Origin of the sequence: Geomonas oryzisoli (assembly GCF_018986915.1) — a bacterium.
GTDB lineage: Bacteria > Desulfobacterota > Desulfuromonadia > Geobacterales > Geobacteraceae > Geomonas > Geomonas oryzisoli.
Map to the genome: position 1 here is coordinate 849,434 of NZ_CP076723.1, position 26,229 is coordinate 875,662.

General features: G+C 62.4%; 21 protein-coding genes. 17 read left to right on the forward strand and 4 right to left on the reverse strand.

The annotated features are described in order from the left end of the window. Position 1: 1 nt before the first annotated feature. A complete protein-coding gene (locus tag KP004_RS21245) occupies positions 2-1,840 on the reverse strand; it encodes a cytochrome c3 family protein (protein WP_216801054.1) in 1,839 nt (612 codons plus the stop codon). A gap of 245 nt (positions 1,841-2,085) precedes the next feature. Here KP004_RS21245 and KP004_RS03760 point away from each other — a divergent pair, with 245 nt between their 5' ends. The 16 genes from KP004_RS03760 (at position 2,086) to murJ (ending at position 22,337) form a co-directional block, all read left to right on the forward strand. After that, entirely contained in the window at positions 2,086-3,390 is a 1,305-nt protein-coding gene (locus tag KP004_RS03760) for a cytochrome C (RefSeq protein ID WP_216801055.1), read from the forward strand. 67 nt (positions 3,391-3,457) lie between these two features. Then, the gene (locus tag KP004_RS03765) at positions 3,458-3,817 is read left to right on the forward strand and encodes a cytochrome C (protein ID WP_216801057.1); all 360 of its coding nucleotides are present in this window, start codon (positions 3,458-3,460) and stop codon (positions 3,815-3,817) included. A 5-nt stretch (positions 3,818-3,822) separates the two neighbouring features. Next, entirely contained in the window at positions 3,823-6,027 is a 2,205-nt protein-coding gene (locus tag KP004_RS03770; RefSeq protein WP_216801058.1) for a methyl-accepting chemotaxis protein, read from the forward strand. A 334-nt stretch (positions 6,028-6,361) separates the two neighbouring features. Next, entirely contained in the window at positions 6,362-7,168 is an 807-nt protein-coding gene (trpA, locus tag KP004_RS03775) for a tryptophan synthase subunit alpha (protein ID WP_216801060.1), read from the forward strand. Between the two features lie 134 nt (positions 7,169-7,302). After that, positions 7,303-8,151, forward strand: coding sequence for an acetyl-CoA carboxylase, carboxyltransferase subunit beta (gene accD / locus KP004_RS03780; protein ID WP_216801061.1), 849 nt, complete (start codon positions 7,303-7,305; stop codon positions 8,149-8,151). A 162-nt stretch (positions 8,152-8,313) separates the two neighbouring features. Next, on the forward strand, positions 8,314-8,940 hold the full coding sequence (locus tag KP004_RS03785) for a LysE family translocator (protein ID WP_216801063.1): 627 nt from the start codon (positions 8,314-8,316) through the stop codon (positions 8,938-8,940). Between the two features lie 61 nt (positions 8,941-9,001). Beyond that, a complete protein-coding gene (locus KP004_RS03790) occupies positions 9,002-10,276 on the forward strand; it encodes a bifunctional folylpolyglutamate synthase/dihydrofolate synthase (RefSeq protein WP_216801065.1) in 1,275 nt (424 codons plus the stop codon). Positions 10,277-10,421: 145 nt separating this feature from the next. After that, positions 10,422-12,551, forward strand: a complete 2,130-nt coding sequence (locus tag KP004_RS03795; RefSeq protein ID WP_216801066.1) for an LPS-assembly protein LptD — start codon at positions 10,422-10,424, stop codon at positions 12,549-12,551. 132 nt (positions 12,552-12,683) lie between these two features. After that, positions 12,684-13,754, forward strand: a complete 1,071-nt coding sequence (rfbB, locus tag KP004_RS03800; protein WP_216801067.1) for a dTDP-glucose 4,6-dehydratase — start codon at positions 12,684-12,686, stop codon at positions 13,752-13,754. 190 nt (positions 13,755-13,944) lie between these two features. Next, entirely contained in the window at positions 13,945-14,778 is an 834-nt protein-coding gene (gene rfbD / locus KP004_RS03805; RefSeq protein WP_216801068.1) for a dTDP-4-dehydrorhamnose reductase, read from the forward strand. Positions 14,779-14,888: 110 nt separating this feature from the next. Beyond that, on the forward strand, positions 14,889-15,281 hold the full coding sequence (locus tag KP004_RS03810; RefSeq protein ID WP_216801069.1) for a phosphomannose isomerase type II C-terminal cupin domain: 393 nt from the start codon (positions 14,889-14,891) through the stop codon (positions 15,279-15,281). Continuing rightward, on the forward strand, positions 15,282-16,433 hold the full coding sequence (locus tag KP004_RS03815) for a Na+/H+ antiporter NhaA (protein WP_216801070.1): 1,152 nt from the start codon (positions 15,282-15,284) through the stop codon (positions 16,431-16,433). It abuts the gene before it with no gap. Between the two features lie 24 nt (positions 16,434-16,457). After that, on the forward strand, positions 16,458-17,531 hold the full coding sequence (locus tag KP004_RS03820; protein WP_216801071.1) for a mannose-1-phosphate guanylyltransferase: 1,074 nt from the start codon (positions 16,458-16,460) through the stop codon (positions 17,529-17,531). 188 nt (positions 17,532-17,719) lie between these two features. Beyond that, complete coding sequence (locus tag KP004_RS03825) at positions 17,720-19,459, forward strand: aldehyde ferredoxin oxidoreductase family protein (RefSeq protein ID WP_216801072.1); 1,740 nt, start codon at positions 17,720-17,722, stop codon at positions 19,457-19,459. A 1-nt stretch (position 19,460) separates the two neighbouring features. Next, positions 19,461-20,630 (forward strand): class II aldolase/adducin family protein, encoded by a 1,170-nt coding sequence (locus tag KP004_RS03830; protein ID WP_216801073.1) that lies wholly within the window; start codon positions 19,461-19,463, stop codon positions 20,628-20,630. Positions 20,631-20,768: 138 nt separating this feature from the next. Continuing rightward, complete coding sequence (gene murJ / locus KP004_RS03835) at positions 20,769-22,337, forward strand: murein biosynthesis integral membrane protein MurJ (RefSeq protein ID WP_216801074.1); 1,569 nt, start codon at positions 20,769-20,771, stop codon at positions 22,335-22,337. Between the two features lie 381 nt (positions 22,338-22,718). Here murJ and mazG read toward each other — a convergent pair whose 3' ends face one another. The 3 genes from mazG to tgt all read right to left on the reverse strand — a co-directional run bounded on the left by mazG (position 22,719) and on the right by tgt (position 25,119). After that, on the reverse strand, positions 22,719-23,519 hold the full coding sequence (gene mazG / locus KP004_RS03840) for a nucleoside triphosphate pyrophosphohydrolase (protein WP_216801075.1): 801 nt from the start codon (positions 23,517-23,519) through the stop codon (positions 22,719-22,721). 137 nt (positions 23,520-23,656) lie between these two features. After that, the gene (locus KP004_RS03845) at positions 23,657-24,013 is read right to left on the reverse strand and encodes a c-type cytochrome (RefSeq protein WP_239026930.1); all 357 of its coding nucleotides are present in this window, start codon (positions 24,011-24,013) and stop codon (positions 23,657-23,659) included. Further along, positions 24,010-25,119, reverse strand: coding sequence for a tRNA guanosine(34) transglycosylase Tgt (tgt, locus tag KP004_RS03850; RefSeq protein ID WP_199388936.1), 1,110 nt, complete (start codon positions 25,117-25,119; stop codon positions 24,010-24,012). The genes KP004_RS03845 and tgt overlap by 4 nt, the downstream gene beginning before the upstream one ends. A 436-nt stretch (positions 25,120-25,555) precedes the next feature. On the opposite strand from tgt, the gene KP004_RS03855 reads away from it, so the two are divergent. After that, positions 25,556-26,221 carry a succinate dehydrogenase cytochrome b subunit gene (locus tag KP004_RS03855; protein WP_216801076.1) on the forward strand — a complete coding sequence of 222 codons (666 nt, stop codon included), beginning with the start codon at positions 25,556-25,558 and terminating at the stop codon, positions 26,219-26,221. The last annotated feature ends 8 nt before the right edge of the window (positions 26,222-26,229 follow it).

Consider the following 26,229-nt stretch of genomic DNA (forward strand, 5'->3'; position numbering starts at 1 on the left):
CTTACGGGCGTCCTCCGTTCGGGCCGCCCAACAACCAGTTGATGGCGTCCGCCTTTACCTGGGCGAAGACCGCTGCGTATGCGGGACCGGGGAGCTGCGCAGTGATATAGTACCCACCCATGATGGGATTGCTGAGCGAGACCTTCCCGGTGTTGCTGTTCACGGCCAGGGTCGCATTGTTGATGGCTGCTTCGACGTCGTTGTCCATGACCCCGTTGTTGAGCCAGTCGATGGAGTCGTAGATGAGCCGCTTGGTGTACTGGGGGTTGTGCGCGAAGGCACAAGGCTCGTTTTGCAGCAGACTCGCGTTATAGAAGGCACCCATCGTGTTGGCACCGCCGCCGGGGAAGGCCGCGTTGTAGTCGGAGTTCCTGTTCGCCAAGGGGCGTACCTTGGAACGCGAAGGGTTGAGCGAGTTGGCCGGCAGCGTCGGATCTGTCTTGAGGACGTTCAGCATGGCTATCGCAGCGGCGTAGCCTTGCTTCTTGGCTTGCAGGACTGCCGGGGTGAGCAGCAGCGGGTCGCCGTTGTGGCAGTGGGCACACGCCGTGCTGGCGATGGAGATAATGTTGCCGGCACGGTCCCTCTGCACCGGCTGGAAGCCGTGCGGCGTCGGAGTCTTCATGTGGCAGGTCGCGCAGGGGCCGGCGTTGCCGGTACCATGCTCGTTGGCCACGCCGATCCTGTTGTGGAGGAACCTGGCCGGGACATAGTTCCTGCCCTGGAACTCGTACCCGCCGGTACGGAAGACCAGGGTGGCGGCGGCACGGTCGTGGGCGCTCGGTGTGTTGGTGTTGCTGAAGTCCATGCCGGCAGCCTGCGCGTCATAGATCATGGAGCCGATGGCGCGGCCGGAGTGGCAGGGGATGCAGACGTTGGAGTCGTTGACGTCGGGATAGACGGTGACCTTGTTGTTGAGCTTCACCGTCGGGGAGCTGTTGGAGGAGGAGAAGTTATAGTAGCCGCGGTAAGCTCCCACCGCGCGGGTGGCCCAGTTGTAGGCCCGGCCGGCTCCGTTGTCGTGGCAGACGTTGCAGGCGGTAACTTCTTTGGTCTTGTCCGGGGAGGGGGCATCCGCAGGCTGCGCGGCGCCGGCTGCGACCTTGACCGGGGCGTTTTGCACCACGGCGTATCCCGGGCCCGCAAAAGGTCTCACATCGGTGAAGCCGCTGGTCACGAAGTTGATATAGCCGGTGGAGGTGTGGCAACGAACGCAGTAGTACTCATAGGTCAGGTTGTACGGTACGTAGCTGCCGCGGGTCTTGAACTCGTAGCGGGTCCTCGCGCCGGAGAGGACGTCGCCGTGACCGGACTCGGCCCACTCGGCGTTGGCCGCCATCGCCGTGGTCGGGTCGTGCGGGTTATGACACTTGCGGCAGTTGCCGATGTAGTTGGAACTCAGGTACGAGGCGCGGTAGGTGTTGTTGTTGATGCTCGCGGTCATGTTGCCGAAGTGCTGCGGTGCGAGCCTGACCTGGATGTCGTCGGGGTGCGCGAGCCCGTGGCACTTGTTGCATTTGTGGGCGGCATCGGGGTTCTGCGTCGCCACGCCGCTTCCTCCGCCGTGACATTTGGAACAGGACTCCGGATGGCCGGGATGGGGCTCGTGGCAGTCGGCGCATCCCGCGCCGTTGTTGAGGTTGTGCGTGGAATTCAGCCACTCCTTGACGATCAGAGCGCCGGTTCCCGGGGAGACGGAGCCGCCGTGACAGCTTGCATCCATGCACTTCTGGGACTGGGCCAGTTTCGAGACTCCTGTTGTGTTGTCGGCGGAACCACCTCCGCAACCCGCCACAAGGAGCGTAGTGAGAATGAGGAAAACAAGGCTTTTTAGCAGCATAGCACGCCCTCCCTGAGATTTAAGACGCTACCTTATAACATTTTCTACAGCAAAAAAGTAGAGAAAAATGAGTGTTAGCTCACAGCTGGGCACTCTTCCTTTTTGTTAAGTTGACTTCACTTCTGCAATATTGTATTAATCATCCGTCGGACTGCGCCAAGTATGCATTCGGTGGGGAATTGAGCCACTCTAATAGTGTTAATGTTCTTTAATTTAAGTACTGACTGCCATATAGGAGATCAACGATGTTTCTCAAAAAGCATACTGCAGCGGTCATGTTCCTTCTCGGCATCTCCTCCGCTCCCTTGCTGACCCCCGGCACGGCCAACGCCATCCCGGCTTTCAGCCGGCAGCACAAGACCGAATGTTCCACCTGCCACACCATCTACCCCGAGCTCAACGAGTTCGGCGATGCCTTCCTGAAGAACGGTTACGTCTACCCGCACAAGAAAGAGGGGGCGAAAGCCGCGACCCAGGCCGAATCTGCGGGCAACGAGTGGTCGGTCATCTCCGGTCTGCCCCAGCAGATCCCGATCTCGCTCACCGCGAGCGCCGACCTTGCCTATGACGAAGATGCCGTAGACGGCAACAAGGTCGATCTTTCCACGAGGTCGATCACGCTGCAGGCCGGCGGCTCCTTCCGCGACCTGGCAGGCTTCTTCGCCACTTACAATCTGTATTCGCAGGGGATGCAGCGGGCCTCGTCGCTCCCCACCCCCGCCAACAACAGCAACGTCCCCTCCGGCAACAGTCCGGACCTCGACGAGCTGTTCCTGGTCTGGCGCCAGGCGCTGGGCACTCCGGTCAACGTGAAGCTGGGGCGCTTCGAGCCGAAACTTTCCCTCTGGAAGAAGAGCAACCGCATCCTGCCGGTCCCCTCCTATGCGTCCACCACATACCGGGTCGGCCTCTCCCCCTTCAGCAGCGATGCCACTGAGGACGGAGTGGAGCTGAACGCCCTGCTGGGCAACCGCCTCTTCGTCGCTGGCGGCGTCGTCGACCGCAACGGCCAGGACCGCAAAGACGGCTACGGGCACATCTCCCTGAAGATCGGCGGGACCGACTTCAAGGGGCAGGAACCGGAAGTCGACCTGGAGAAGGACAGCCTGTGGGACTTCCTGAGCGTTACCCTGGGCGGCTTTGGTTACTGGGGGCAAAACGGCGAGTTCGACGCCAACGGCGTCGCGCAGAACCTGAACAGTTTCCGCCGCATCGGCGCGGAGGCCGACATCCTCTACAAACGGCTGCACCTGAAGGGAAGCGGCAGCTTCGGTCACGATTCGAACCCGGACTTCGGAGTCTTCAAGACAGCCGTCGACAGCAAGGCCTACACCCTCGAGGGTGAGTACTACCTGGGGGCGCCGGTGAACCTCGTCCCGCTGTTCCGCTACGAGTACCTGAACGCAGGCGACGGCGCCATCAAGCGCCTGACCCCGGCCATCGCCTATTCTCCGCTGCAGAACCTGCGGCTGTCGGTTGAATACACACACAGCATTGCTCCGGAGGGGACGGGCAACATCGCCTTCGCTTCCATCGCCTTCAGCCTGTAGCTCGCGGTCGGGCAATGCCCAAACGGCGGCCGTCGCCGTCGACAAAACCTGGAGGACTCACCGTACTATGAAAAAGCTCGTTGTCACCATGCTCCTCGTTGCAGCAACCGCTACCACCGCCCATGCCGGGCTCAAGGTCATCGGCAAAGGCGACGCCATGCGCCTCGATCCTTCCGCCTTCCCCCCGAACATGAAGGCCAACTACGAGATCATGCGCGTCAAGTGCGTGAAGTGCCATACCCTGGAGCGCACCATCGTCGCCATCCAGACCGGCGTGGCCCCCATCTCCGGCCAGCCCTTCGACCGTAACGCCACCAAGGCCTACGGCATCAAGATGCTGAGAAAGCCTGACTCCAACATGAACAAGGCCGAAGTGAAGGCCTCCGTGGACCTGATGAACTACCTCCTGTCTGAAGCGGAGAAGTAATCATAATGAAAGACCTGACCTTGCGTACCCGCCTGATCGGGTCCTTCCTGATCATGGCCTTGTTGGTCGCTTTCACCGGCGGTTTCGGCGCCCTCAACATCAAGAGGGTAGGCGGCCAGATCCAGAACATCCTCGAGCAGCTCTCGAAGCAGCAAAAACTGGTGCTCCTCATGGGGGTTACCCAGAAGTACTGCCACGTGAGCCTGATGCAGGCGGCCCTGGTTCCGAACGACCCGGAGAAACTCCAGGAGTACATCGACGACTACCAGATGAAGCGGGACACCCTCTTGAGCCAGGCCCAGATCATCCTGGACGGGAACAAGAAGCTCGGTGTACTCCCCGCTGCCAAGGGGAGCGTGGTCGAGAAGAGAACCCGCAACTTCCTGGCGAGTTTCGCCGAGTTCGAGAAGGTTGCCGATGAGCTGATCGAGCGCAAGCAGACGCTCATGAAGGGTGTGCCGGCGGGGGCGATCAGCCAGGCGGCGAAGGATGCGCTGGCCGACCAGCGGCTGAACCAGCTGGCCAACGAGGAGATCGCCACGGCCAACGACAAGGCCAAAGAGGATCTGGACGACATCCTCCTCGAGGTCGGCAACCGGATGACGGCGGCGAACAAGCAGGTCACCGAGATCCAGCAGTCGGCCGGGATCACGTTCGCCGCGGTAATCCTGGTGGCGGTGGCGTTGGCCATCCTGCTCGGTCTTCTCATCACGCGCAACATCGTTTCCCGGCTGTCGGTGATGGCTGAGGCGGTGAACAGCGGCGCCGAGGGAGACCTGACCGCACGGGTCGAGATGCGCAACCACGACGAGATCGGCAAGCTCGGCAGCGACTTCAACGAGATGGTCGGCAAGCTCTCCGGGATGATCGGCAAGGTTTCCCGCTCGTCCAACGAGCTGGCGGGAATCTCCGATACCATGGCGAAGGCCTCCCACTCGGTGGTCGGCTCCGCGAAGACCCAGGCCGAGAGCGTCTCCAAGACCTCCGCGGCGATCGTGCAGATCAACACCTCGGTGAAGGGAGTAGCGCAGGGGGTCGATTCCCTCTCCATTTCCGCCTCCGAAAGTTCCTCCTCCATCCTGGAGATGGCCTCCAGCGTCGAGGAGGTGGTGCAGAACATGGAGAACCTGGCCCTGTCCGTCAACGAGGTGAGCTCCTCCATCGTCGAGATGGGGGCGTCGATCAAGCAGGTCGGCAACGGCGTGGTGAGCCTCATGGAGGTCTCCACCGCCACCGCTTCCTCGGTCATGGAGATGGACAGCTCCATCAAGCAGGTGGAAAGAAACGCCAACGAGACCGCCGCCATATCCAAGGCGGTGCGCATCGACGCCGAGACCGGGCGCGAGGCGGTCGACGCGGTGATCAACGGCATGCAGGAGATCAAGCGCGCCTCCCAGATCACCAGCGAGGTCGTCACCACCCTCTCCGAGCGGGCCGCCGATATCGGCGACATCCTCTCGGTGATCGACGAGGTGGCCGAGCAGACCAACCTGCTGGCCTTGAACGCAGCCATCATCGCGGCCCAGGCCGGCGAGCACGGCAAGGGTTTTGCCGTGGTGGCCGATGAGATCAAGGAACTGGCGGAACGAACCTCCAGTTCCACCCGCGAGATCTCCCAGGTGATCCGGGGCGTGCAGGAGGAAACCCAGCGCGCCGTCGAAGCCATCGACCAGGCCGAGCGTTCCATCGCCGACGGCGAGTTGCTGTCCCAGAAGTCGGGCGAGGCGCTGACCAAGATCGTCGTCGGCGTCACCGAGGCGACCGCCCAGGTGACCGAGATCGCCCGCACCACCGTCGAGCAGGCCAAGGGCAGCCAGATGATCCGCGAGGCGATGGAGCAGGTGTCCGAGATGGTGGCCCAGATCGCCAAGGCGACCCGGGAGCAGGGTCAGGGGAGCGAGCTGATCATGGCCGCGGTCGAGAACATGAAGAGCCTGACCTCCCAGGTGCTTTCCTCCACCCGCGAGCAGAACAAGGTGGGGAACCTGATTGCCCAGTCCACCGAGAGCATCACCGAGATGATCCGTCACATAAAGCGTGCCTGCGACGAGCAGACCCGCGGGTCGGAGCAGATCGTCATGTCGGTCGAAGACATCCAGCAGGCCACCGACGCGAACCTGGAAGCCACCCGCGTCATGGACGAGGCGGTTTACAAGCTGTTCCGCCAGACCGAGATGCTGAAGCAGGAGATGGACGCGTTCAAGATCTAGGACGCGCCGCAGCGAATTATTTGCAGCACCGACCAAATCCCCCTCTCCCCGAGGGGGACTTTTTTTGTTATAAGGGGAGGTCGGCTTGGCGGAAGGGACTGGCTCCGTGAGGTGCCTGTCCCTCTAGCGGGACGCTTCTTTCAGCTCAGCCCACTTGCACAGGCACTAAGGGGACAGGCACCTGGCGGAGCCAGTCCCCTCCTAAATCCCCCCTGTCCCCCCTTCGCAAAGGGGGGGACGTAATGACGAAGTTTTATGTTTTTACGTTTCAGGTTTTACGTAGAACGTAGAACGTAGAACGGTTGTTAAAGTAAACGATTGTTAAGGAGTCGTTATGAGCAGGATTGCCGATAGATTCGCAGCATTGAAGGCACGCGGGGAAAAGGCGCTGGTGACGTTCGTCACCGCCGGCGACCCGGACCTCGCCAGCACGGAACAGGTGGTCTTGAGACTGGAACAGGCGGGCGCCGACCTGATCGAGCTGGGGGTTCCCTTCTCCGACCCGATGGCCGACGGACCGACCATCCAGCTCTCCTCCGACCGCGCGCTGGCGGCCGGGACCACCCTGCCGGGCATCCTTGAGCTGGTGACCCGGCTCAGGACCCGGACCCAGATCCCTATCGTCCTCATGGGGTACTTCAACCCGATCTTCGCCTACGGCGCCGAGCGCTTCGCCTGCGACGCGGCCCAGGCCGGCGTGGATGCCCTGCTGGTGGTCGACCTGCCTCCGGAGGAGGCGGCGGAACTGAAGCAACATACCGACCGCTGCGGGCTGGACCTGATCTTCCTGCTCACGCCCACCTCCGATACCTCGCGCGTCGATTCCGTCGCCCGCCAGGGCTCCGGCTTCATCTACTACGTCTCCGTCACCGGCGTGACCGGGGCCCGGACCGCGGTCGCCGATACGCTGGCCGACCGCGTCACCGAGGTGCGCAACGCCCTGAACCTCCCCCTCGTGGTGGGCTTCGGCATCTCCACCCCGGAGCAGGCGGGCCAGGTCGCCCGGGTCGCCGACGGCGTGGTGGTGGGGAGCGCGCTCGTGAAGTATTTCGAGAAGTACCAGGGGGAGGAGCTGCTGCGCGAGCTTTCTTCCTTCGTCTCTTCTTTAAAACAAGGGGTGCTGCAGGGCGCTCAGAAATAATAGGAAATCTTTCAACGGCTTAGCGGCGTCGCCGCACCGTTTTGTTTGACATAGCAGGTTCGATCTGCTAAGAATCAGCGCTGTTTTACGGCTTAATAAAACAGCTTGGGGCATTCCCCCAAAAGAGGGCACATATGGCTTGGTTCAAAAGGGATAATCCGCCGATGGCGAAGGCTGGCGAGCACAAGGTGAAGGTTCCGGAAGGGCTCTGGACGAAGTGCGTCAGCTGCAACGAGACCATCTATACGAAGGACATCGAGAGCAACCTGAACGTCTGCCCGAAGTGCGGCCATCACTACCGCATCTCGACCAAGAAGCGGATCGAGCTGCTCATCGACGAGGGGACCTTCAAGGAGTTCGACGCCGGCATGGTTTCCGTCGACTTCCTCGAGTTCAAGGACAGCAAGAGCTACCAGGATCGCATCGACCAGGCCGTGGCAAAGGGGGGCAGCAAGGATGCCATCGTCTGCGGCTCCGGCAAGATCGAAGGGACTCCGGTGGAGATCTGCGTCTTCGACTTCGCCTTCATGGGCGGCTCCATGGGTAGCGTCGTCGGCGAGAAGATCACCCGCGGCATCGAGCGCGCCCTGGAGCAGGGCACCCCGTGCATCATCGTCTCCGCCTCCGGCGGCGCCAGGATGCAGGAGAGCATCCTTTCCCTGATGCAGATGGCGAAGACCTCGGCGGCGCTGGCCAAGCTGCGCGAAGCGGGGCTTCCGTTCGTCTCCATCCTGACCGACCCGACCACCGGCGGCGTCACCGCGAGCTTTGCGATGCTGGGCGACATCAACATGGCCGAGCCCAAGGCGCTGATCGGCTTTGCCGGTCCCCGCGTCATCGAGCAGACCATCCGCCAGAAGCTGCCGCAGGGCTTCCAGCGCTCCGAGTACCTCCTCGACCACGGCATGGTGGACGTCATCGTGGAGCGCGCCAAGATGAAGTCGCAGCTCTCCAGCATCCTGAAGATGCTCTACAGAAACTAAAAGCAGGTTGAGGTCAAGGTTGAGGTTAAGGTTAAGAAAAACCTGACCGCCGCTAACAACGAGGGGTTAAGGCAGAGGAGGTCTCACTCCCAAGCCTTAGCCCCTCTTTTTTCTTCTCAACCTTAACCTCAACCTTAACCTTGATCTAAGCCTGAGGTCTCTATGGTTTCCTTTTCCCAGTTGGCCCTGTTTGCCATCACCTCCACCGTTCTTATCTTCACCCCCGGCCCCGACATCATCTACGTAATGACCCGCGGCGTGGCGCAGGGGCGAAAGGCGGGCCTCGCCGCGGCGGCGGGCTTCGCGCTCGGGAACTTCGCCCATACCTTCTTCGCCATCGTCGGCCTCTCCGCTCTCATCACCTCCTCCGCCGCCGCGTTTGCCTGCGTCAGGTACGCCGGGGCGGCCTACCTGATGTACATCGGCTTCAAAATGCTGCGCAGCAAGGCCTCTTTCGTTCAGGAAGGGGGGGCTGGGGAGCTCGCGGGCTGGGTCATCTTCCGGCAGAGCATCCTGGCCAACATCATGAACCCCAAGGTGGCGCTCTTCTTCCTCGCCTTCTTCCCGCAGTTCGTGGACCGTACCCGCGGCGGCGTCCCGATGCAGATGCTCATCCTGGGGAGCACCTTCGTCGTCCTCACCATGCTCGGCTTCGGCGTGGTCGCCCTCCTCTCCGGCGAGATCGGGCGCTGGCTCAACCGCAGCGCCGGTGCCGGGAACAGGATAGGTCAGGTTGCCGGCTGCATCCTGGTCGGTCTCGGCATGCGTCTCGCGTGGCCGGAACGCTAGGCCCGGGCGCCGGGATTAATATGGACTTTTTCACCTTCTTTACCTATAATTCCGGCCTGTCATGACCTACGCCGAAACGCTTGCGCACATCTATGCTCTCGGTCGCTTCGGCATCAAGCCCGGGCTCGAAAGGATCACGGCGCTGCTTGCCGCCCTGGGCAACCCGCAGGACGCCTTCAAGACGATCCACGTAGTCGGGACCAACGGCAAAGGGTCGACGGCTTCCTTCCTCTGCTCCATTCTCAAGGCCGGCGGCTACCGGACTGGACTCTTCACCTCTCCGCACCTGATATCCTTCACCGAGCGCATCCAGATCAACGGCGCCGAAATAGGGGAGGCGGATGTGGTGCGTCTTGCCGAGTCGGTGATGGCCGCAGCTCCTGAGGAGACCACCTTCTTCGAGATCGTCACGGCCCTCGCGATCCTCTATTTCGCTGAAGCAGGGGTGGAGGTCGCCGTCTTCGAGGCGGGGATGGGGGGGCGGCTCGACGCCACCAACGTTTTGCAGGGGGTGCTGTGTGCCATCGCACCGATCACCCTTGAGCATACCGATTACCTCGGTAAAACTATCGAGGACATCGCCGCGGAGAAGGCCGGCATCTGCAAGCCGGGCGCTCCCATCCTGTCGGCGCGCCAGCTGCACGACGCGCAGTTCATCATCGAGCACCAGGCGGCCCAGCTCGACGCGCCGCTTTACCGCCAGGGGGAATCCTTCGATGCCTTCTGGCTGGACGGTCTGCTCAACTACCGCGGTGTCGGTGTCACGCTGGACGCCCTTTCCTGCGGGCTTTTCGGCCGCTACCAAAGCGGCAATGCGGCCCTCGCCCTCGCCTGTGCGGAACTATTGCGGGCGGTGGGATTCCCGGTCACTCCCCAGGCGATGATCGCCGGTGTGGCCAATGCCCGCTGGCCCGGAAGGATGGAGCTTTTCCCCGGGCCGCCCCGGCTGCTGCTCGACGGTGCCCATAACCCTGCGGGGGCGGCCGCCCTGGCCGAGGCCCTGGCCGATGTCCCGCGCCGGCAGCTCTTCCTGGTGGCCGGTGTCATGGCCGACAAGGAGCTTGCCGGGATACTGTCGCCGCTTTTGCCGCTGGTCGATCGTGTTTTCGCCGTCGCTCCCGCCCTGGAACGGGCCCTTCCCGCCGGCGAGCTTGCCACCTACTGTTTCGGTGCCGGTGTCGAGGCGATGGAGGCGGGGAGCGTGGCCGAGGGGATCGAGTTGGCCCGGAACCTGGCGCAGGATGACGACCTGATCCTGGTTTGCGGCTCCCTGTTCACCGTGGGAGAAGCGCGCAGTCACCTGAAATCGCGAAGCTTCGAGGCGTTCAGAGGGTGAGAAACCGTTCAACGTTCAACGTTCAACGTTGATCGGGGGCAACCGTATCGCCTGCTCTAGAAGTACTATCAACGAGGTCATTAAGCTGACCGCCCGTGGACGTTGAACCTTGAACGTTGAACATTTTTTGTTTTTCCGGAGTCCGATGAAACCTGCAAGAGCCGTGTGGCTCCTTACCTATCTGCTGTTGTCAGCTACGCTTGCCCATGGCAAGGATAAGGCGATGTCTTTCAGCAAGGCGCCCCCTGCCGAGAAGGCGGCCTCTGCCGATGTTGTGAGCACGCCGGACAAGGCGCCCTCGCCCGACAAGGAGGCCACCCTGAAGGCCGACTCCTTGTTCGTCGACACCCCCACCGACAGCTACCACGCCACGGGTAACGTGCAGATCCTGCAGCAGGGCGCCTCTTTGCTCGCCGACAGCGTCATCTACCACCGCCTGACCGGTGACGCCCTGGCCGAGGGTGACGTACTGCTGGAGCGCGGCGGTGACACGATGAAAGGGGACAAGCTCTCCCTGAACCTGCTCACCCAGAAAGGGGAGCTCCTGAACGGGGAGCTCTTCGTCAAGAAATCCAATTTCAGGCTGCGCGCCCCGCGGCTTCTGAAGACCGGCGACGAGGACTACGTCGTCGAGCGGGGGGCCTTCACCACCTGCGACGGCGACCACCCGAGCTGGCGCTTCGAGGCGAAGAAGGTCGATGTCACCCTCGACGAGTACGCCACGGCGAAGAATGCGGTTTTCTATGTCGACGACGTCCCCGTCTTTTACACGCCCTACCTCGTGTTCCCGGCCAACACGGAGCGGCAGTCCGGTCTCATGATCCCGAAACTCGGCTTCTCCTCCAAGAAAGGGTTCTATCTCGACCAGCCCTTCTACTGGGCCATCGATCCGAGCCAGGAGGCCACCTTCGACCTCGACCTCGAGAGTTCGCGCGGCGTCGGCACCGGGGTCGACTACCGCTACCTGCGCCCCAACGACAGCCAGGGGCGCCTGCGCGCCTTCGGCATCTACGACACCAACGAATCCAAATTCCGCGGCGAGCTGCAGCAAAAGCACCTGGAGCTGCTGACCCCGGAGTTGACCCTCGCCTCCACGGTCCACCTGGTCTCCGACCGCAAGTACTACCTCGACTACGGCGAGTTCTCCGGAGAATACAACCGTCAGCTCCTGGAGTCGTCGGTCTCCTTCGACCGGCGCTGGCAGCGCTACGGCCTGAGCGGCGCGCTGCGCTACGACCAGGACCTGGAAGCCCCCAACAACCGCGCCACGCTGCAGCGTCTGCCCGCCTTCGAGTTCGTCGCAGCCGGTGACAAGGTGGGTCCCGTCTTCTTCTCCATGGACTCCAGCCTGACCAATTTCGAGCACGCCGTGGGGCCGACCGGGCAGCGTCTGGTCCTGCACCCGCGGGTGAGCTATTACGCCAAGCCGGCGGGGATCCTGGACTTCTCCATGTTCGGGGCGTTCCAGCAACGCCTGTACAATGCGCGCGGCGACAGCCCCGAGGCCGGTTGGCGCCAGATCGGGCAGGCCGACGGCGGTGGAACACTCTCCATGCCGTTGGAGCGGATCTACGACGGGACCTTGCGGCACCTGCTGGTACCGTCGCTGCAATACAGTTTCGTACAGCGGCGCAGCGACGAGGAACTCCCTTTCTACGACTACGGCGACCGGGTGCTCGGTCAGAGCATCGCCTACTGGTCCGTCGCCAATACCTTCACCCGCAAGTACGTGAGGGAAGGTATGCCGGACGAGTACCGGGACCTCCTCTACCTGAAGCTTTCCCAGGGGTACCAGTTCTCCGGGCAGCGCCGCGACCTGCTCACCCTGGTGGACGAGGGGAACCGCCTCACCGACCTGATGCTGGAGAGTGTGATCACCCCGGTGAAGGACCTGTCCCTGCTGATCGACGGTCGGTACAACACCAACGACAACCTCATTTCCACGGCGAACCTCGGCCTGCAGGTGAAGGGAGAGGGACGCAACCAGGCCAGCGTCACTTACCGGTACAGCCGCGATGAGCTGGACTACCTGGGCGCCGGGGTTACCTTCCCGCTCTCCAGCCAGTGGACCGCCGATGTCCTGGGGCGCTACTCCTTCGACAGGGGGGGCTTCCTGGAATCGCGCTACGCGTTGGAGTACCGCCAGCAGTGCTGGAGCGTGGTTCTTGCCTACTCCGACCGGGTGAGCAGTCACCAGGTAAGCGGCGAAAAGCAGTTCACCGTCAACTTCTCCCTGGCCGGACTGGGGGCGCTGGGTCCGATTCAGACCTTCTGACGAGGGTGAGGCGGTCGTGCCCGGAAGCGCTAAGAAGTTGACACTTTTTCTTTTTCCGGTGTATCTACAATAGTCGGCTGAAAAGAAAGGGGCGCCCGCGGCGCCCCAGAGCAAGAGCCGGCCGGAGGTCATATGCAGGATACGTTCACCCCCACCTCTTTACTGGTTACCGGAGGGGCGGGATTCATCGGTTCCAACTTCATCAACCACTTCATGGCGGGGAACCCGCAGTGCCGGGTGATCAACCTGGACCTGCTGACCTACGCCGGGAATCTGAAGAACCTGACCGCGGTGGAGGGAAACCCCAACTACCGCTTCGTGAAGGGTGACATCTGCGACGGCGAGCTGGTCGCGCGTCTGCTTGCCGAGGAAAAGGTCGATGCCGTGGCCCATTTCGCCGCCGAATCGCACGTCGACCGCTCCATCACCGGCCCCGAAATTTTCGTGAAAACGAACGTGCTGGGGACCCAGACCCTCCTGGAGGCGAGCCGCCTGCACGCCGAGAAGCTTCCCGATTTCCGCTTCCTGCAGGTTTCCACCGACGAGGTGTACGGCAGCCTCGGCCCGGAGGGGTATTTCACCGAGGAGACGCCGCTGGCGCCCAACTCCCCGTATTCCGCGAGCAAGGCCGGTGCCGACCTCCTGGTGCGTGCCTACTTCGAGACCTTCGGCCTGCCGACCTTGAATACCCGCTGCTCCAACAACTACGGTCCCTATCACTTCCCCGAGAAGCTGATTCCGCTCATGATCCACAACATCCTGAAGAAACGCTCGCTGCCGGTGTATGGCGACGGGCTGAACGTGCGCGACTGGCTGCACGTGAAGGACCATTCAGCCGCCATCGAGCGGGTGCTGAAACAGGGGAGGCCGGGCGAGATCTTCAACGTGGGCGGCAACAACGAGTGGAAGAACATCGACATCGTGAAGCTGGTCTGCGACCTGATGGACGAGCGCCTGGGGCGCGCGCCGGGGGAGAGCCGTGAATTGATCACCTTCGTCAAGGACCGCAAGGGGCACGACCGGCGCTATGCCATCGACGCCTCCAAGCTGAAGCGCGAGTTGTCCTGGGAGCCGAGTTACACCTTCGAGCGCGGCATCGCCGAGACCATCGACTGGTACCTGGCCAACCAGGGATGGGTCGAGGAAGTGGTGAGCGGCGCCTACCGGGAATACTACGAGATGCAGTACGGAGCGACGGCTTAAACGGCCGTTCAACGTTCAAAGTTCAAAGTTCAAAGTTAGGCACATCGGCAGGGTTCACTAATCATCGTTCTCGGCTATTATCTTTCCTTGTTGCCGTTTGTCGGAGCCGCCACGCTGTCGGTGGCCGAAGCGGCACTCCGGGCGAACGTTGAACGTTGAACCTTGAACGGGTTTTGCTTTTGGAGGTTTGATGATTCTGGTTGTCGGCAGCAAAGGGATGCTGGGGCAGGAGTTGATGGCGCTGTACGGTGACGCGGCGCGCGGGGTCGACGTCGACGAGATCGACATCACGGACCTCGAATCGGTGCAGCGGGTGCTTCTCACCCTGAAACCCTCCGTGGTGATCAACGCCGCTGCCTACACGGACGTGGACGGCTGCCAGTCCAACAGCGAGCAGGCCATGATGGTCAACAGCGAAGGGGCGGGCTTTCTGGCCATGATCACCAAGGAGATCGGCGCAAAGCTGGTCCAGGTGAGCACGGACTACATCTTCGACGGTCAAAAGGGCTCCCCCTACGTGGAGGACGACCTCGCGGGTCCGCTGAGCGTCTACGGCGAGAGTAAGCTTGGTGGCGAGATGAACACCTGGTTCAACCCCGACCACCTGATCGTGCGCACCCAGTGGCTCTACGGCCACAACGGCAAGAACTTCGTGGAAACCATGCTGAAGCTGGGCGCTGAGAAAAAGGAACTGACCGTGGTGGACGACCAGATCGGCTCCCCCACCTGGACCCGCGACCTCGCTCTGGCCATCAAGGCACTGCTGGACAAGGGGTGCCAGGGGACCTACCACGCGGCCAACTCCGGGTTCGTATCCTGGAACGGCTTCGCGAAGGAGATCTTCCGCCTGGCCGGGCTCGATGTCGCCGTCTTGCCCATGACTACCGAGCAGCTCAACCGCCCGGCGCCGCGGCCGCTCTATTCCACCCTGGACTGCGGGAAGCTGCAGCGGGACACCGGGTTCGTTCCGCAGCCCTGGCAGGAAGCGCTCAAGCGGTACCTGGAGTCGAGGCCGGCTAAATAAATCCGAAGGGGGGCGAATGATGATTCGCCCCTACGTCGACCGCCCCCCCTCCCTTGACGGGAGGGGGGATTTGACGTGAACCGGTATCTACAACAAACACGGAGGTCATCATGGAACGCGGAGAGCGTCCGTGGGGAACATACACCGTCCTGGACGAGCACAACGGCTACAAGATCAAGCGCATCGAGGTGCTGCCGGGACAGAGGCTTTCGCTGCAGATGCACCACCACCGCAGCGAGCACTGGATCGTCGTTTCAGGTACGGCCAAGGTCACCTGCGGCGAAATCGTCAAGATCGTCAACATCAACGAGTCCACCTTTATCCCCATCGGCTCGACGCACCGGCTGGAGAACCCCGGCGTGATCCCCCTCGTGATCATCGAGGTGCAAAGCGGCGAGTACCTGGGCGAGGACGACATCGTCCGGTTCCAGGACGACTACCACCGCGCGGAGGCTCCTACCGTTGAGAACGCCGTCGAGGCCGCTGTGGAGCCGATCGGGTAGATGAAAAAACAACTGAACCTGCTCAGGGAATTCTCGGTTCCCCTGGCAGCCGGCGTGATCGCCGCGCTGCTGTGGGCGAACCTGGCTCCTGAGCAGTACCACCACTTCCTGCACGACCCGCTTTTTGCGGGTCTTTCTGTTCACTTCGTCACCAACGATCTCTTCATGGCGTTCTTCTTCGGCATCGCCGCCGTCGAGATCACCCAGAGCTGTCTCCCCGGCGGAGACCTGCACCCGCTGCGACGTGCCGCCAACCCGCTGTTGGCGACGCTTGGGGGGATAGTCGGGCCGGTCCTGGCCTACCTGGTGTTGAACGCCGGTTTCGGGGACCCCGCACTGGCCCGCGGCTGGGGCATCCCGACCGCGACCGATATCGCGCTCGCCTGGCTTGCAGCGCGGTCCATCTTCGGCAAGGGGCATCCCGCCATCTCGTTCCTGCTCCTGCTGGCGATAGCGGACGACGCCGTGGGACTGGTCATCATAGCCCTTTTTTACGGGGATCCGCTGGCGCCGGTGCAGCCTGCATGGCTGCTGTTGTGCGGTGCGGCGCTGGGGCTTTGTTACCTGTTGCGCAGGCGCAGGGTCACCAGTTACTGGCCCTATCTCCTGTTCGGCGGGCCGCTCAGTTGGTCCGGGCTGCACCTGGCCCACCTGCACCCGGCCCTGGCGCTGACCCTCGTGGTCCCCTTTCTGCCGCACCCGCCGGTGGAGAAGCGCCATATGTTCGACATCGATCCGGAGGACCTCACCCCGCTCTCGCGTTTCGAACACGACTGGAAGCTCTTTGTCGACCTGGGGCTTTTCATCTTCGGACTCGTCAACGCCGGTGTCGCCTTCGGCTCTCTCGGCACCGCCACCTGGCTGGTGCTGGCGTCACTTATCTGCGGCAAGATGTGCGGCATCGTTGCTTTCGGGCTTTTGGGGCGCAAGCTTGGTTTCCCGCTTCCAGTTGGCGTAGGGCTGCGGGAATTGTTCGTCACCGGCCTGGTCGCCGGCATCGGCTTTACGGTGGCACTGTTCGTTGCGGGCGAGGCGTTTTCCGATCCGGCAACCAGCTCGGCGGCCAAGATGGGAGCCATGTTCAGTCTGCTGGCCGCCATTCCCGCGGTGCTGGTCATGAAAGTGGGCAGGCACAAGCGCGCGACAGCCTGATTTTTAAAGTTCCTGGAGGAAACCATGTACATTGTCATTCTGGCGGGCGGTTCCGGCACCAGGTTCTGGCCGCTGTCCCGCAAGAGCACGCCCAAACAGCTCATGTCGGTCTTCGGTGGCAAATCGATGCTGCAAAGGACGGTGGAACGCGTCCTGCCGCTCGACCCCAAGCGGGTAATGGTGATCACCAACGCCTTGCAGGCGGCCGAGACCAGGAACCAGTTGGCCTATATCGACGGGGTCCCGGTCGACGTGATCGAGGAGCCGGTGGGGCGCAACACCGCTCCCGCCATCGGCCTGGCCGCCTCCATCATCGCCCGCTTCGATCCGGACGGGATCATGGTGGTGCTCCCCGCCGACCACTACATCGTCGACGAGGAGACCTTCCGCGCCACCTTGGCTAGTGCACGCTCGGTAGCCGTGAGCGGAGCGCTGGTGACCCTGGGCATCACCCCGACCAGGCCCGAGACCGGCTACGGCTACATCGAGGCCGCGGCCCCGGCCGATTCCGGTGCCGCACCGGTGCAGCGGTTCGTGGAAAAGCCGAACCTGGAGCGCGCCATGGAGTTCCTGGCATCCGGGCGTTTTTACTGGAACAGCGGCATGTTCGTCTGGGGCGCCTGCGCGATACTGGATCAGATCGCGCAGCACATGCCCGAGCTCTCCCAGGCCCTGGCCAAACTCAGCTTCGAGTCCGACGTGTGGGAGATCTCCGATCTGAAGCCCCAGATAGCCGACATTTACCGCGGCATCAAGGGGGAATCGATCGATTTCGGCGTCATGGAGAAGGCCAAGGACGTGCAGGTGATTCCGGCGTCGTTTGGCTGGAGCGACGTAGGGAGTTGGAGCGCGTTGCCCGAGGTGATGGACGCGGACGCGGCTGGGCACGTCGTGATCAACTCCGCGGGCGCGGTGTCGGTCGGTGCCAAGGAGTGTCTTGCCTATGGCAACGGTAAAGTGGTAGCCTTTGTCGGCGTCAGCGATCTGATCGTCGTGGACACCCCCGATGCGCTGCTGGTCTGCTCCAAGGGTGCCGCGCAGGACGTGAAGAAGGTAGTCGAGGAGCTGGAAAGGCAGGGGAAAACGGAACTGCTTTAGAAGCTGTTCAACGTTCAAGGTTCAACGTTACCCATACTCCCTGTGGGCCGCGTAGTCGCTACGGTTGACTGGTCACTCCGACACTTTTGGAAATGTGCCCCTGCCGCCACGTCGCGCTTGGCCGTAGGGGGGGAAGTAACGAACGTTGAACGTTGAACGTTGAACGTTGAACGGATGTTGAGGTTTTTATGTTTGGCTGGACCGGAAAGTTGCTGCACGTCGATCTCACCCGCGGCACCTGCGAGCGCAGGGAGATCCCCATCGATATCCTGCACGCTTACCTCGGGGGACGCGGGCTGGGCGTCCGGCTGATGCGGGACTACTTCCGCCTGGGCCCCTTCGACCCGGACCTGCCGCTCATCTTCGCCGTCGGCCCCCTGTGCGGCACCAATTCCCCCACCGCGGCGCGCCTTGCCTGCGTTTCCCGGTCGCCGCTCACCGGCACCATCTACGACTGCTCGGCCGGCGGGCGCTTCGCCTGGCGGCTCAAGGCGGCCGGGCTGGACGCACTCTTCATCACCGGCAAGAGCCAGCAGCCGGTCTTTCTCTCCATCCAAGGGGAGCGGGCCGAACTGCATCCGGCCCAGTCGCTGTGGGGCAAGGGGGTGAAGGAGACGGTCGCGGCTCTCAAGGAACACGGCTCGGTCACCACCATCGGTCCCGCCGGCGAAAACGGCGTCCTCTTCGCCAACATCATGATGGGAGAGGGGAACTCGATCGGCCGCGGCGGCCTGGGCGCGGTCATGGGGGCCAAGGGATTGAAGGCGATCACCGTGCAGGGTGACGGCGTGACCGGGGTCGCCGACAAGGACCGCTTCGACGCCGCCCGCGGCGACGTCATGCGCCTGTTCCGGGCCTCGCCGGTCATCTTCGGTGAGTTGGGCATCGCCGAGTACGGCACACCGGCCCTGGTCGACTTGATGGCGCAGCGGCGCATGGCGCCCACCGAAAACTTCCGCTCCACGTTCTTCGCCGAGTCCGGCAACTACTCGGGGCCTGCCATCCGCAAGGAGTGCGGCGCTAAGAAGGAGGGGTGCTACGGCTGCCCCATCCAGTGCAAGAAGGCGAGCGCCGCCGGGGAACCGCTGCCGGAATACGAAACGGTGAACCATTTCGGCGCTCTCAACGGTATCTCGGATCTGCACGCCATCGTCAAGGCGAACTCGCTGTGCAACGAGCTCGGGCTGGACACCATCTCCGCCGCGGCGACCCTGTCTGCCTTCGGAGAGGCGCGCGGGCGTTTCCCGGATGCCGCGGAAGTGGCGAGCCTCCTGGCCGACATCGCCTACCGTCACGACCAGGGAGAGCTGCTGAGCCTCGGATCCCGGCGGGTGGCGGAACTCTTGGGCAAACCTGAGCTCTCCATGAGCGTCAAGTCCCTGGAGTTGCCGGCCTACGACCCGCGCGGCGCTTACGGCATGGCGCTCGCCTACGTCACCTCGAACCGCGGCGGCTGCCATCTGCGCGCCTATCCCATCTCGCACGAGATCCTGAGAAAGCCGGTTCCCACCGACCGCTTTTCCTTCTCCGGCAAGGCCCGCATCATCAAGATCGCCGAGGACGTCAACGCCGCGGTCGACTCCCTGGTCGCCTGCAAGTTCGCCTTCTTCGGCGCGACGCTTGAGGAGTACGGCGAGCTCCTCTCGGCGGTGACCGGCGTGGAGTACGGTCCGGAATCGCTCAAGGCGATCGGCGAGCGGATCTACCTCACCGAGCGATTCTACAACTGCGAGAACGGGTTCAGCCGCTCCCACGACACGCTGCCGCAGCGCTTCTTCGAAGAGGCCGGCAGCGCCGGCGAGGGGATCGACGTCCCCCCCATCGACCGGGCCCGCTTCGACGAGGAGCTGCAGAAGTATTACCGGATCCGCGGTCTCGACGTCGAAGGCGGCTTCGCTGGCCGCAACCTCCTTGCGGAGCTGCCCTGACATGCGAGACCAGATCACTAAATATACGGGAAAACTCCTAGCCGACCGCTCGGCCAGTGCCGACGGCATTGCCTTCGCGGCGCAGGACGACACGCTCATCACGGCAGGCGCCCCGGAACTGGCGGCCCTGGCCGGGAACACGCTTTCGCGTCTGAACTCCCTGGCGCTGGTGGCCGCGCGCCCGTCGCTTCCCTTTGCCGATTTCCTGATCGCACGGGCGGGGCAGGGGGAAGAGTGCATCGTGCCGCAGGACACCGAGACGCGGACCTTCCTGCACGACATACCCTTCCTGCGCCGGCAGGACCTTGTCGACGATCCCGCGCCCGTCCTCGCCAAGCTGCTCGGCAACAGGAAAGGTGTCATCGTCGAGGGAGTCGGCATCGTCGCCGTCGGCGCCATCACCGTGGAGCAGGCGTTCATCAACTACTCCTCCGTGTTTCATTCCACCTTCGTAAAGTACCTGCAGGATGTCCTCGCCGACGGTTTCCGCCTGCCCGGGGAGCGTGAGGCGTTCGACTCCTTCCGCAGGGAATGGCTGAGGCCGCTCACGGCCGCGGGGCTGGACTTCATCGGCGCGCTTTCCCTGGAGAAGGAGGAGATCTTAGCCGAGATCGAGCGGGTGGGGCGCTACACCGTGGAGCGGGGCCTGGTCGATTCCTTCTTTGGAAACATCTCCGCAACGGCGGGGGAGCTGATCTACATCTCCCAGACCGCCGCGAGCCTGGACGAACTGAAGGGGTGCATCGATCCGGTACCGGCCGACAATTCCTCCACCACGGGGATCACCGCCTCCAGCGAGCTTTTGGCGCACCGGAAGGTGTACGAGCAGACCGGCGCCCGCGTCATCCTGCATGGGCATCCAAAGTTCTCCGTCGTGATGAGCATGCTCTGCGACCGGAAGCGGGAGTGTGCCATCAAGGACTGCTGGAAGGACTGCCCCCATGTGCGGAACTTGGGCGGGACCCCCGTGGTCGCGGGAGAGATCGGGGCCGGGGGGCTGGCCAAGCGGGTGCCGCCGGTGATCGGCGCCAGCGGTACCGCCATCGTCTACGGCCACGGCGTGTTCACGCTGGGGCGGGAAGGCTTCGGCGAGGCCTTCGCCGCCATGGTGGACGTGGAGAATTTCTGCCGTGAAGAATACTTCCGGCAGGTGGACAGGATAAAGGCGTAAAAGCCATTAACGCAAAGGCGCTAAGCCCCAGAGGGCCTTCAGGTTTTAAAACCCGTTGTATGTCTGTTTTCTTTGCGCCACAGCGGCTTTGCGTGTTTGCGTTGAAGCTTTTGATGGTTTCACTTTTTAGGAGGTTGTTTGTCTGAAAAGAAGAACATAGCCCGCGCCGCAGGCGTTTTGGGCGCCGCCACCATGCTGTCGCGCATCATGGGCATGATCCGCGACATGGTGGTATCCCGCCTCTTCGGCGCCGGCCTCTACACGGACGCGTTCTTCGCGGCCTTCCAGATCCCCAACATGCTGCGCCGCTTCTTCGCCGAGGGGGCACTTACCTCCGCCTTCGTTCCCACCTTCTCCGAATGGCACACCAACAAGGGGGAGGAAGAGACCCGGGCGCTGGCCAACGTCTGCTTCACCGCCCTCACCATGGTCATGGCCGCCATCACCGTGGTGGGCATCATCTTCTCGCCCCAACTCGTGCACCTGATGTTTCCCGGCTTCTCCTCCAACCCGGAGAAGCTGTCGGTGACCATCCTTTTGAACAGGCTCATGTTCCCCTATATCTTCTTCGTGAGCCTGGTCGCCCTGTGCATGGGGATACTGAACACGTTGCGCCACTTCTTCACCCCGGCCATCTCCACGGTGTTCCTGAACATCTCCATGATCCTGGCCGCGCTGCTGCTGCACGACCGGTTCCAGGTTCCCATCGTCTCCCTGGCAATCGGGGTGCTGATCGGCGGCGTGCTGCAACTGCTCCTGCAACTGCCGGTGCTGTCCCGGATGGGATTCCCGCTCAGGCCCAACTTCAACCTGGATCACCCGGCCCTGAAGAGGATCACGCTGCTCATGGGCCCCTCCGTGTTCGGGGTAGGGGTCTACTACCTCAACATAACGGTCGGCTCGATCCTGGCGTCCATGCTCCCCGAGGGAAGCGTTTCCTACCTCTATTACGCGCAGCGGCTCTTCGAGTTCCCCCAGGGGATCTTCACCGTGTCGGTCGCCCAGGCGGTGCTCCCCTCCATGAGCCGGCAGGCGGCGACGGGGGACATGGATGCGCTCAAGGAATCGCTTTCCTACGGCGTCCGGCTCACCCTGTTCATCACCATCCCCGCCATGGTCGGGCTCATCTTCTGCGCCACCCCCATCTTCTCGCTGCTGTTCATGGGCGGCGCCTTCGACTACGCCAAGGCGGTGAACTGCGGCGTCGCCCTCTTGTACTACTCCCTGGGGCTCTCCTTCGTGGCGCTGGTGCGCGTGCTGGTCCCGGCGTTCTACGCCCTCAAAGACACCAGGACCCCCGTGGTTACGGCCTTCGCCGCTTTCCTGCTGAACCTCCTGTTCAGCCTGCTGTTGATGGGGCCGATGAAGCACGGCGGGCTGGCGCTGGCCTCGTCTCTTTCCGCCTTGGGCAACATGCTGCTCCTGCTCTGGTTTTTGCGAAAGAAGATCGGTCCCTTCGGCGGCAGGGCCATCTCCGTTGCCGGAGTGAAAGGGATCATCGCCTCCATCCCGATGGCAGTGGTGGTCTATTGGATCATGCGTCTCATCGACTGGTCGCCGGCCGGGAAGCGGCTGCTCAAAGGCGGCGTGCTGGGGGGGGCGGTGCTGGCGGGGATGGCCATCTTCCTCGTGTCGGCGCACCTGCTGCGCTGCGAGGAGGCCGGAGATGTGATCGGTCTCGCCAAGAGAAAGCTGCTGAAAAAATAGAGCGGGTTGGCCGGGAGACGAGGGCGGCGTGAACGAGGTCACCGCCCCCGGAGGTCGAAGCCTGGGCTGCTGTCGATGGAAGGGGCGAATGCTGATGCCAGAGGGGCGGGAGACGGGCGAAAATCGGGTAGTTATGCACAGGATTTCCACCGGGGTTGCCACCTAATTAGGTATAGCTAATATATCGTGTGGTCGATAGACCACGTTTGTATACAATCCGCTGTAAATAGTTGATTTTTCGTTCGAATATCGTTGTGGCCAATATTTATGCAGAACGCGGAAAGTGCTTAAAAGCCGTAGGTTTCTCAGTTTGTCAACATCGTTATCCACATCTTATCCACATAAAATGTGGATAAGCCGCTGGTCTCCTAAAAACATTAATTAGATTGAACCTTTCTCTAATTTCTTGGCCTCTTCCCAAATGAGATCCATCTCCTCGAGGGTGGCATCCTGCAGCTTGCGACCGCGGCCGTGCAGGGTCTCCTCGACGTGACTGAAACGCCGGGTGAAGCGCTGGATGGTCTTTCTGAGGGCTTCCTCCGGGTCGAGCGACAGGAAGCGTCCCAGGTTGACGATGGCGAAGATGAGATCGCCCAGTTCGGCCTCCATCTCCTGCTGGTCCCCGGCGGCCATCGCCTCCTGAAATTCGTGCAACTCCTCCATCACCTTGGCGAACACTTGGTCGGTGTGTTCCCAGTCGAAACCGACGCGGGCCGCTTTTTCCGTGATCTTCTGCGCCTTCATGAGGGCTGGGAGGTGCGGCGGGATGCCCGAAAGCGCCGACTTGCGCTCGTCCCCCTTCTCCGTTTTCTTGATCTTCTCCCAGTTCTCCACCTGTGCCGCGCTGTTTTCAATCACCTGGTCCCCGAAAACGTGGGGGTGGCGCCGCACCAGCTTGTCGTTGATGGCATCCAGCACCTGGTCCATGGTGAAGGCCCCGCGCTCCTCGGCCACCGCGGCGTGAAAGACCGGCTGCAGGATGAGGTCCCCGAGTTCTTCCTTGAGGAGCGCGTCATCCTTGGCATCGATGGCCTCGATCACCTCGTAGGACTCTTCCAGAAGGTAGCGTTTGAGCGACTCGTGGCTCTGTTCGGCGTCCCAGGGGCACCCCCCCGGCGCGCGCAGTTTGCGCATGATCTCCATGAGGCGGTCGAAGCGGTCTTGGGTGGTTTCTGTGGACATGGTGCATCTCCGGAAGGATTTCTCCCTCCCCCGGAGGGGGAGGGGCAGGGGAGGGGGATCATCTACGGTAGCTATGGCTGTTCCCCCCTCCCGGCCTCCCCCCTCCGGGGGGAGGAGCGCAAAGGAAGGAGCGGGAACTATTTAAGCCCGCTCAGGTAGTCGACCAGGGAGTCGATCTGCTTCTTCGAGAAGGTGTCGTAGGGGGGCATGGCGGTGCCGGGGTAGACCTTCGCCGGCTCGCGGATCACCTGCTCCAGGAAACGCCGGTCCCTCTTGCTCCCGACGTGCGACAGTTCGGGGCCGACCACGCCCCCCTTGTCCTTGACGATGTGACAGTCGCGGCAGCGCTCGTTGAAGAGTTCCTCGCCGAAAAGTTCCAGCCGGGCCGGTGACTGCTTCGGTGCCGGTGCCTGCGCCTCCTCGTGCTTGGAACAGCCGGAAAAGAGCGCCAAGGCCATTGCTGCGACTATGAAGCGTTCTCGGGTGCGGATCACTTATTCCCCTTCATATAGGCGGCAAGGAACTGCTGCTTGTATTCGACGAAGCGCCCCTCTTCGATGGAGGTCCTGATCTCGGCCATCATATTCAGGTAGAAGTGCACGTTGTGGATGCTGGCCAGGATCGCCGACAGCACCTCGTTCGAGGTGAACAGGTGGTGCAGGTACGCCCTGGTGAAGTTGCGGCAGGTGTAGCAGGTGCAGTTGGGCTCGACCGGGTAGAAGTCGCGCCGGTAGTTCTTGTTGGTGAGCCGGATGCGGCCGCGGTTGGTGAACAGGGTCGCACTCCTCGCGTACCGGGTCGGGATGACGCAGTCGAACATGTCGATGCCGCGCTCGACGCTCTCCAGGATGTCCTCGGGAAGCCCCACCCCCATCAGGTAGCGCGGCTTGTCCTCGGGGAGGTGCGGTGCGGTGTAGCCGACCACCTGCTTCAAAAGCTCGAGCCCTTCACCCACGGAAACCCCGCCGATGGCGTAGCCGGGGAAGTCCATCTTCACCAGCGCCTTGGCGCAGCGCTTCCTCAGGTCCTCGAACACGCTCCCCTGCACGATGCCGAACAGGTACTGGTTCTCGCGCGAGTGCGCGTCGATGCACTGCTTGGCCCAGCGGATGGTCTTCTCGGTGGAGCGCTCCGCGTACGCCTTGTCGCAGGGGTAGGGGATGCACTCGTCGAAGTTCATGATGATGTCGGCGCCCAGGGCCTCCTGGATGGCGATCGCCTTGGCCGGGTCGAGGAAGATCTCCTCGCCGGTGTCCTCGTGGCGGAAGAAGACGCCCTCCTCGGTGATGCGCTTTTTCGGGAGCGAAAAGACCTGGAACCCGCCGGAGTCTGTCAGGATGGGGCCGTCCCAGCACATGAACTTGTGCAGCCCGCCCGCCTTCTGCACCAGGGCCTCGCCGGGGTGCAGGTGCAGGTGGTAGGTGTTGGAGAGGATGATTTGGGCGCCGGTCTCCTTGACCTGTGCCGGCGTCATCGCCTTCATGGCGGCATGGGTGGCCACCGGCATGAATATCGGGGTCTGGATCTCGCCGTGGGCGGTGGTAACCACGCCGCGGCGCGCTCCGGACTTGGGGTCCTTCTTGAGCAGTTTATAAATCATGAACCTTCCTGACTTTAATGTTTTACTGAGGGTGCCTATCCTAATTAGCAGAGCGGGGTAAAAAATGCAACAATGCGGCCGCGTAAGCGTTATTTCAAAACAGGGTTACTGCACTTTAGAGGGGGCTAAGGTGTCTGAACCATTAATTGTATGCTGTATACAAAAAACTGTTGCATTTTCGTATAACGGCATTTAATATGCGCGTCTATCAACCCGCCGATTTTTATGTTATAGATACCATCCACTGTTGCTAATGTGAGTTCAATAAAGGAGAGATCGAATGCAGACACTGAGCCCGTGGCGCGGTCCCCCATCCCCCTCAAGCGGAAGCCGCGAGTCCGCCCCGTGATCGGGTCTTCGGGACTTGTACTCCTCCGGTGTACGCAAGCAATCCAACCCAACTGATTAATCGAAAAAAGGCAAAGGGACAAAAAACATGCGAATCTTATCTAGCTCTGTGGGAAGAAAGATCCTGATGTCCATCACGGGTCAGCTCCTGATCATCTTCATCCTGATACACCTGATCGGAAACTCCACCATCTTCTTTGGCCCCAACGGCATCAACGCTTATGCTGAGCACCTGCATAGCCTGCCGCCGCTGGTCTGGGCCTTCCGCCTGTTCATGCTGGCAGCCATCGCCATCCACATCTGCTACGGCGTTACGCTGACCCTGGAGAACAAGGCCGCCAACCCGGGCGCTTACGCAGTGAAGAGGAACCTGAAGGCGAGCTTCGCCTCCGAGAACATGATCTGGACCGGTCTGCTGGTCCTGGGCTTCATCCTGTACCACCTGCTCCAGTTCACCATTCACGGGACCCCCGACGTCGTGGTCGGCCTCGACTCCGCCAACCGTCCGGACGTGTTCAGGATGGTGGTGACCAGCTTCGGCAACGCGCTGATCTCCCTGGCCTACATGTTCGCGATGCTGATGCTGTTCCTGCACCTCTCCCACGGCATCCCGAGCTTCCTGCAGACCATGGGGTGGAACAACGAGAAGACCATCCCGGCCTTCGGTACCGGTGGCAAGGTCATCTCCGCCATCCTCATGCTTGCTTACATCTCGATTCCTGCGGTCATCCTGGCCGGCTTATTGAAACTTTAGGGGGTTCA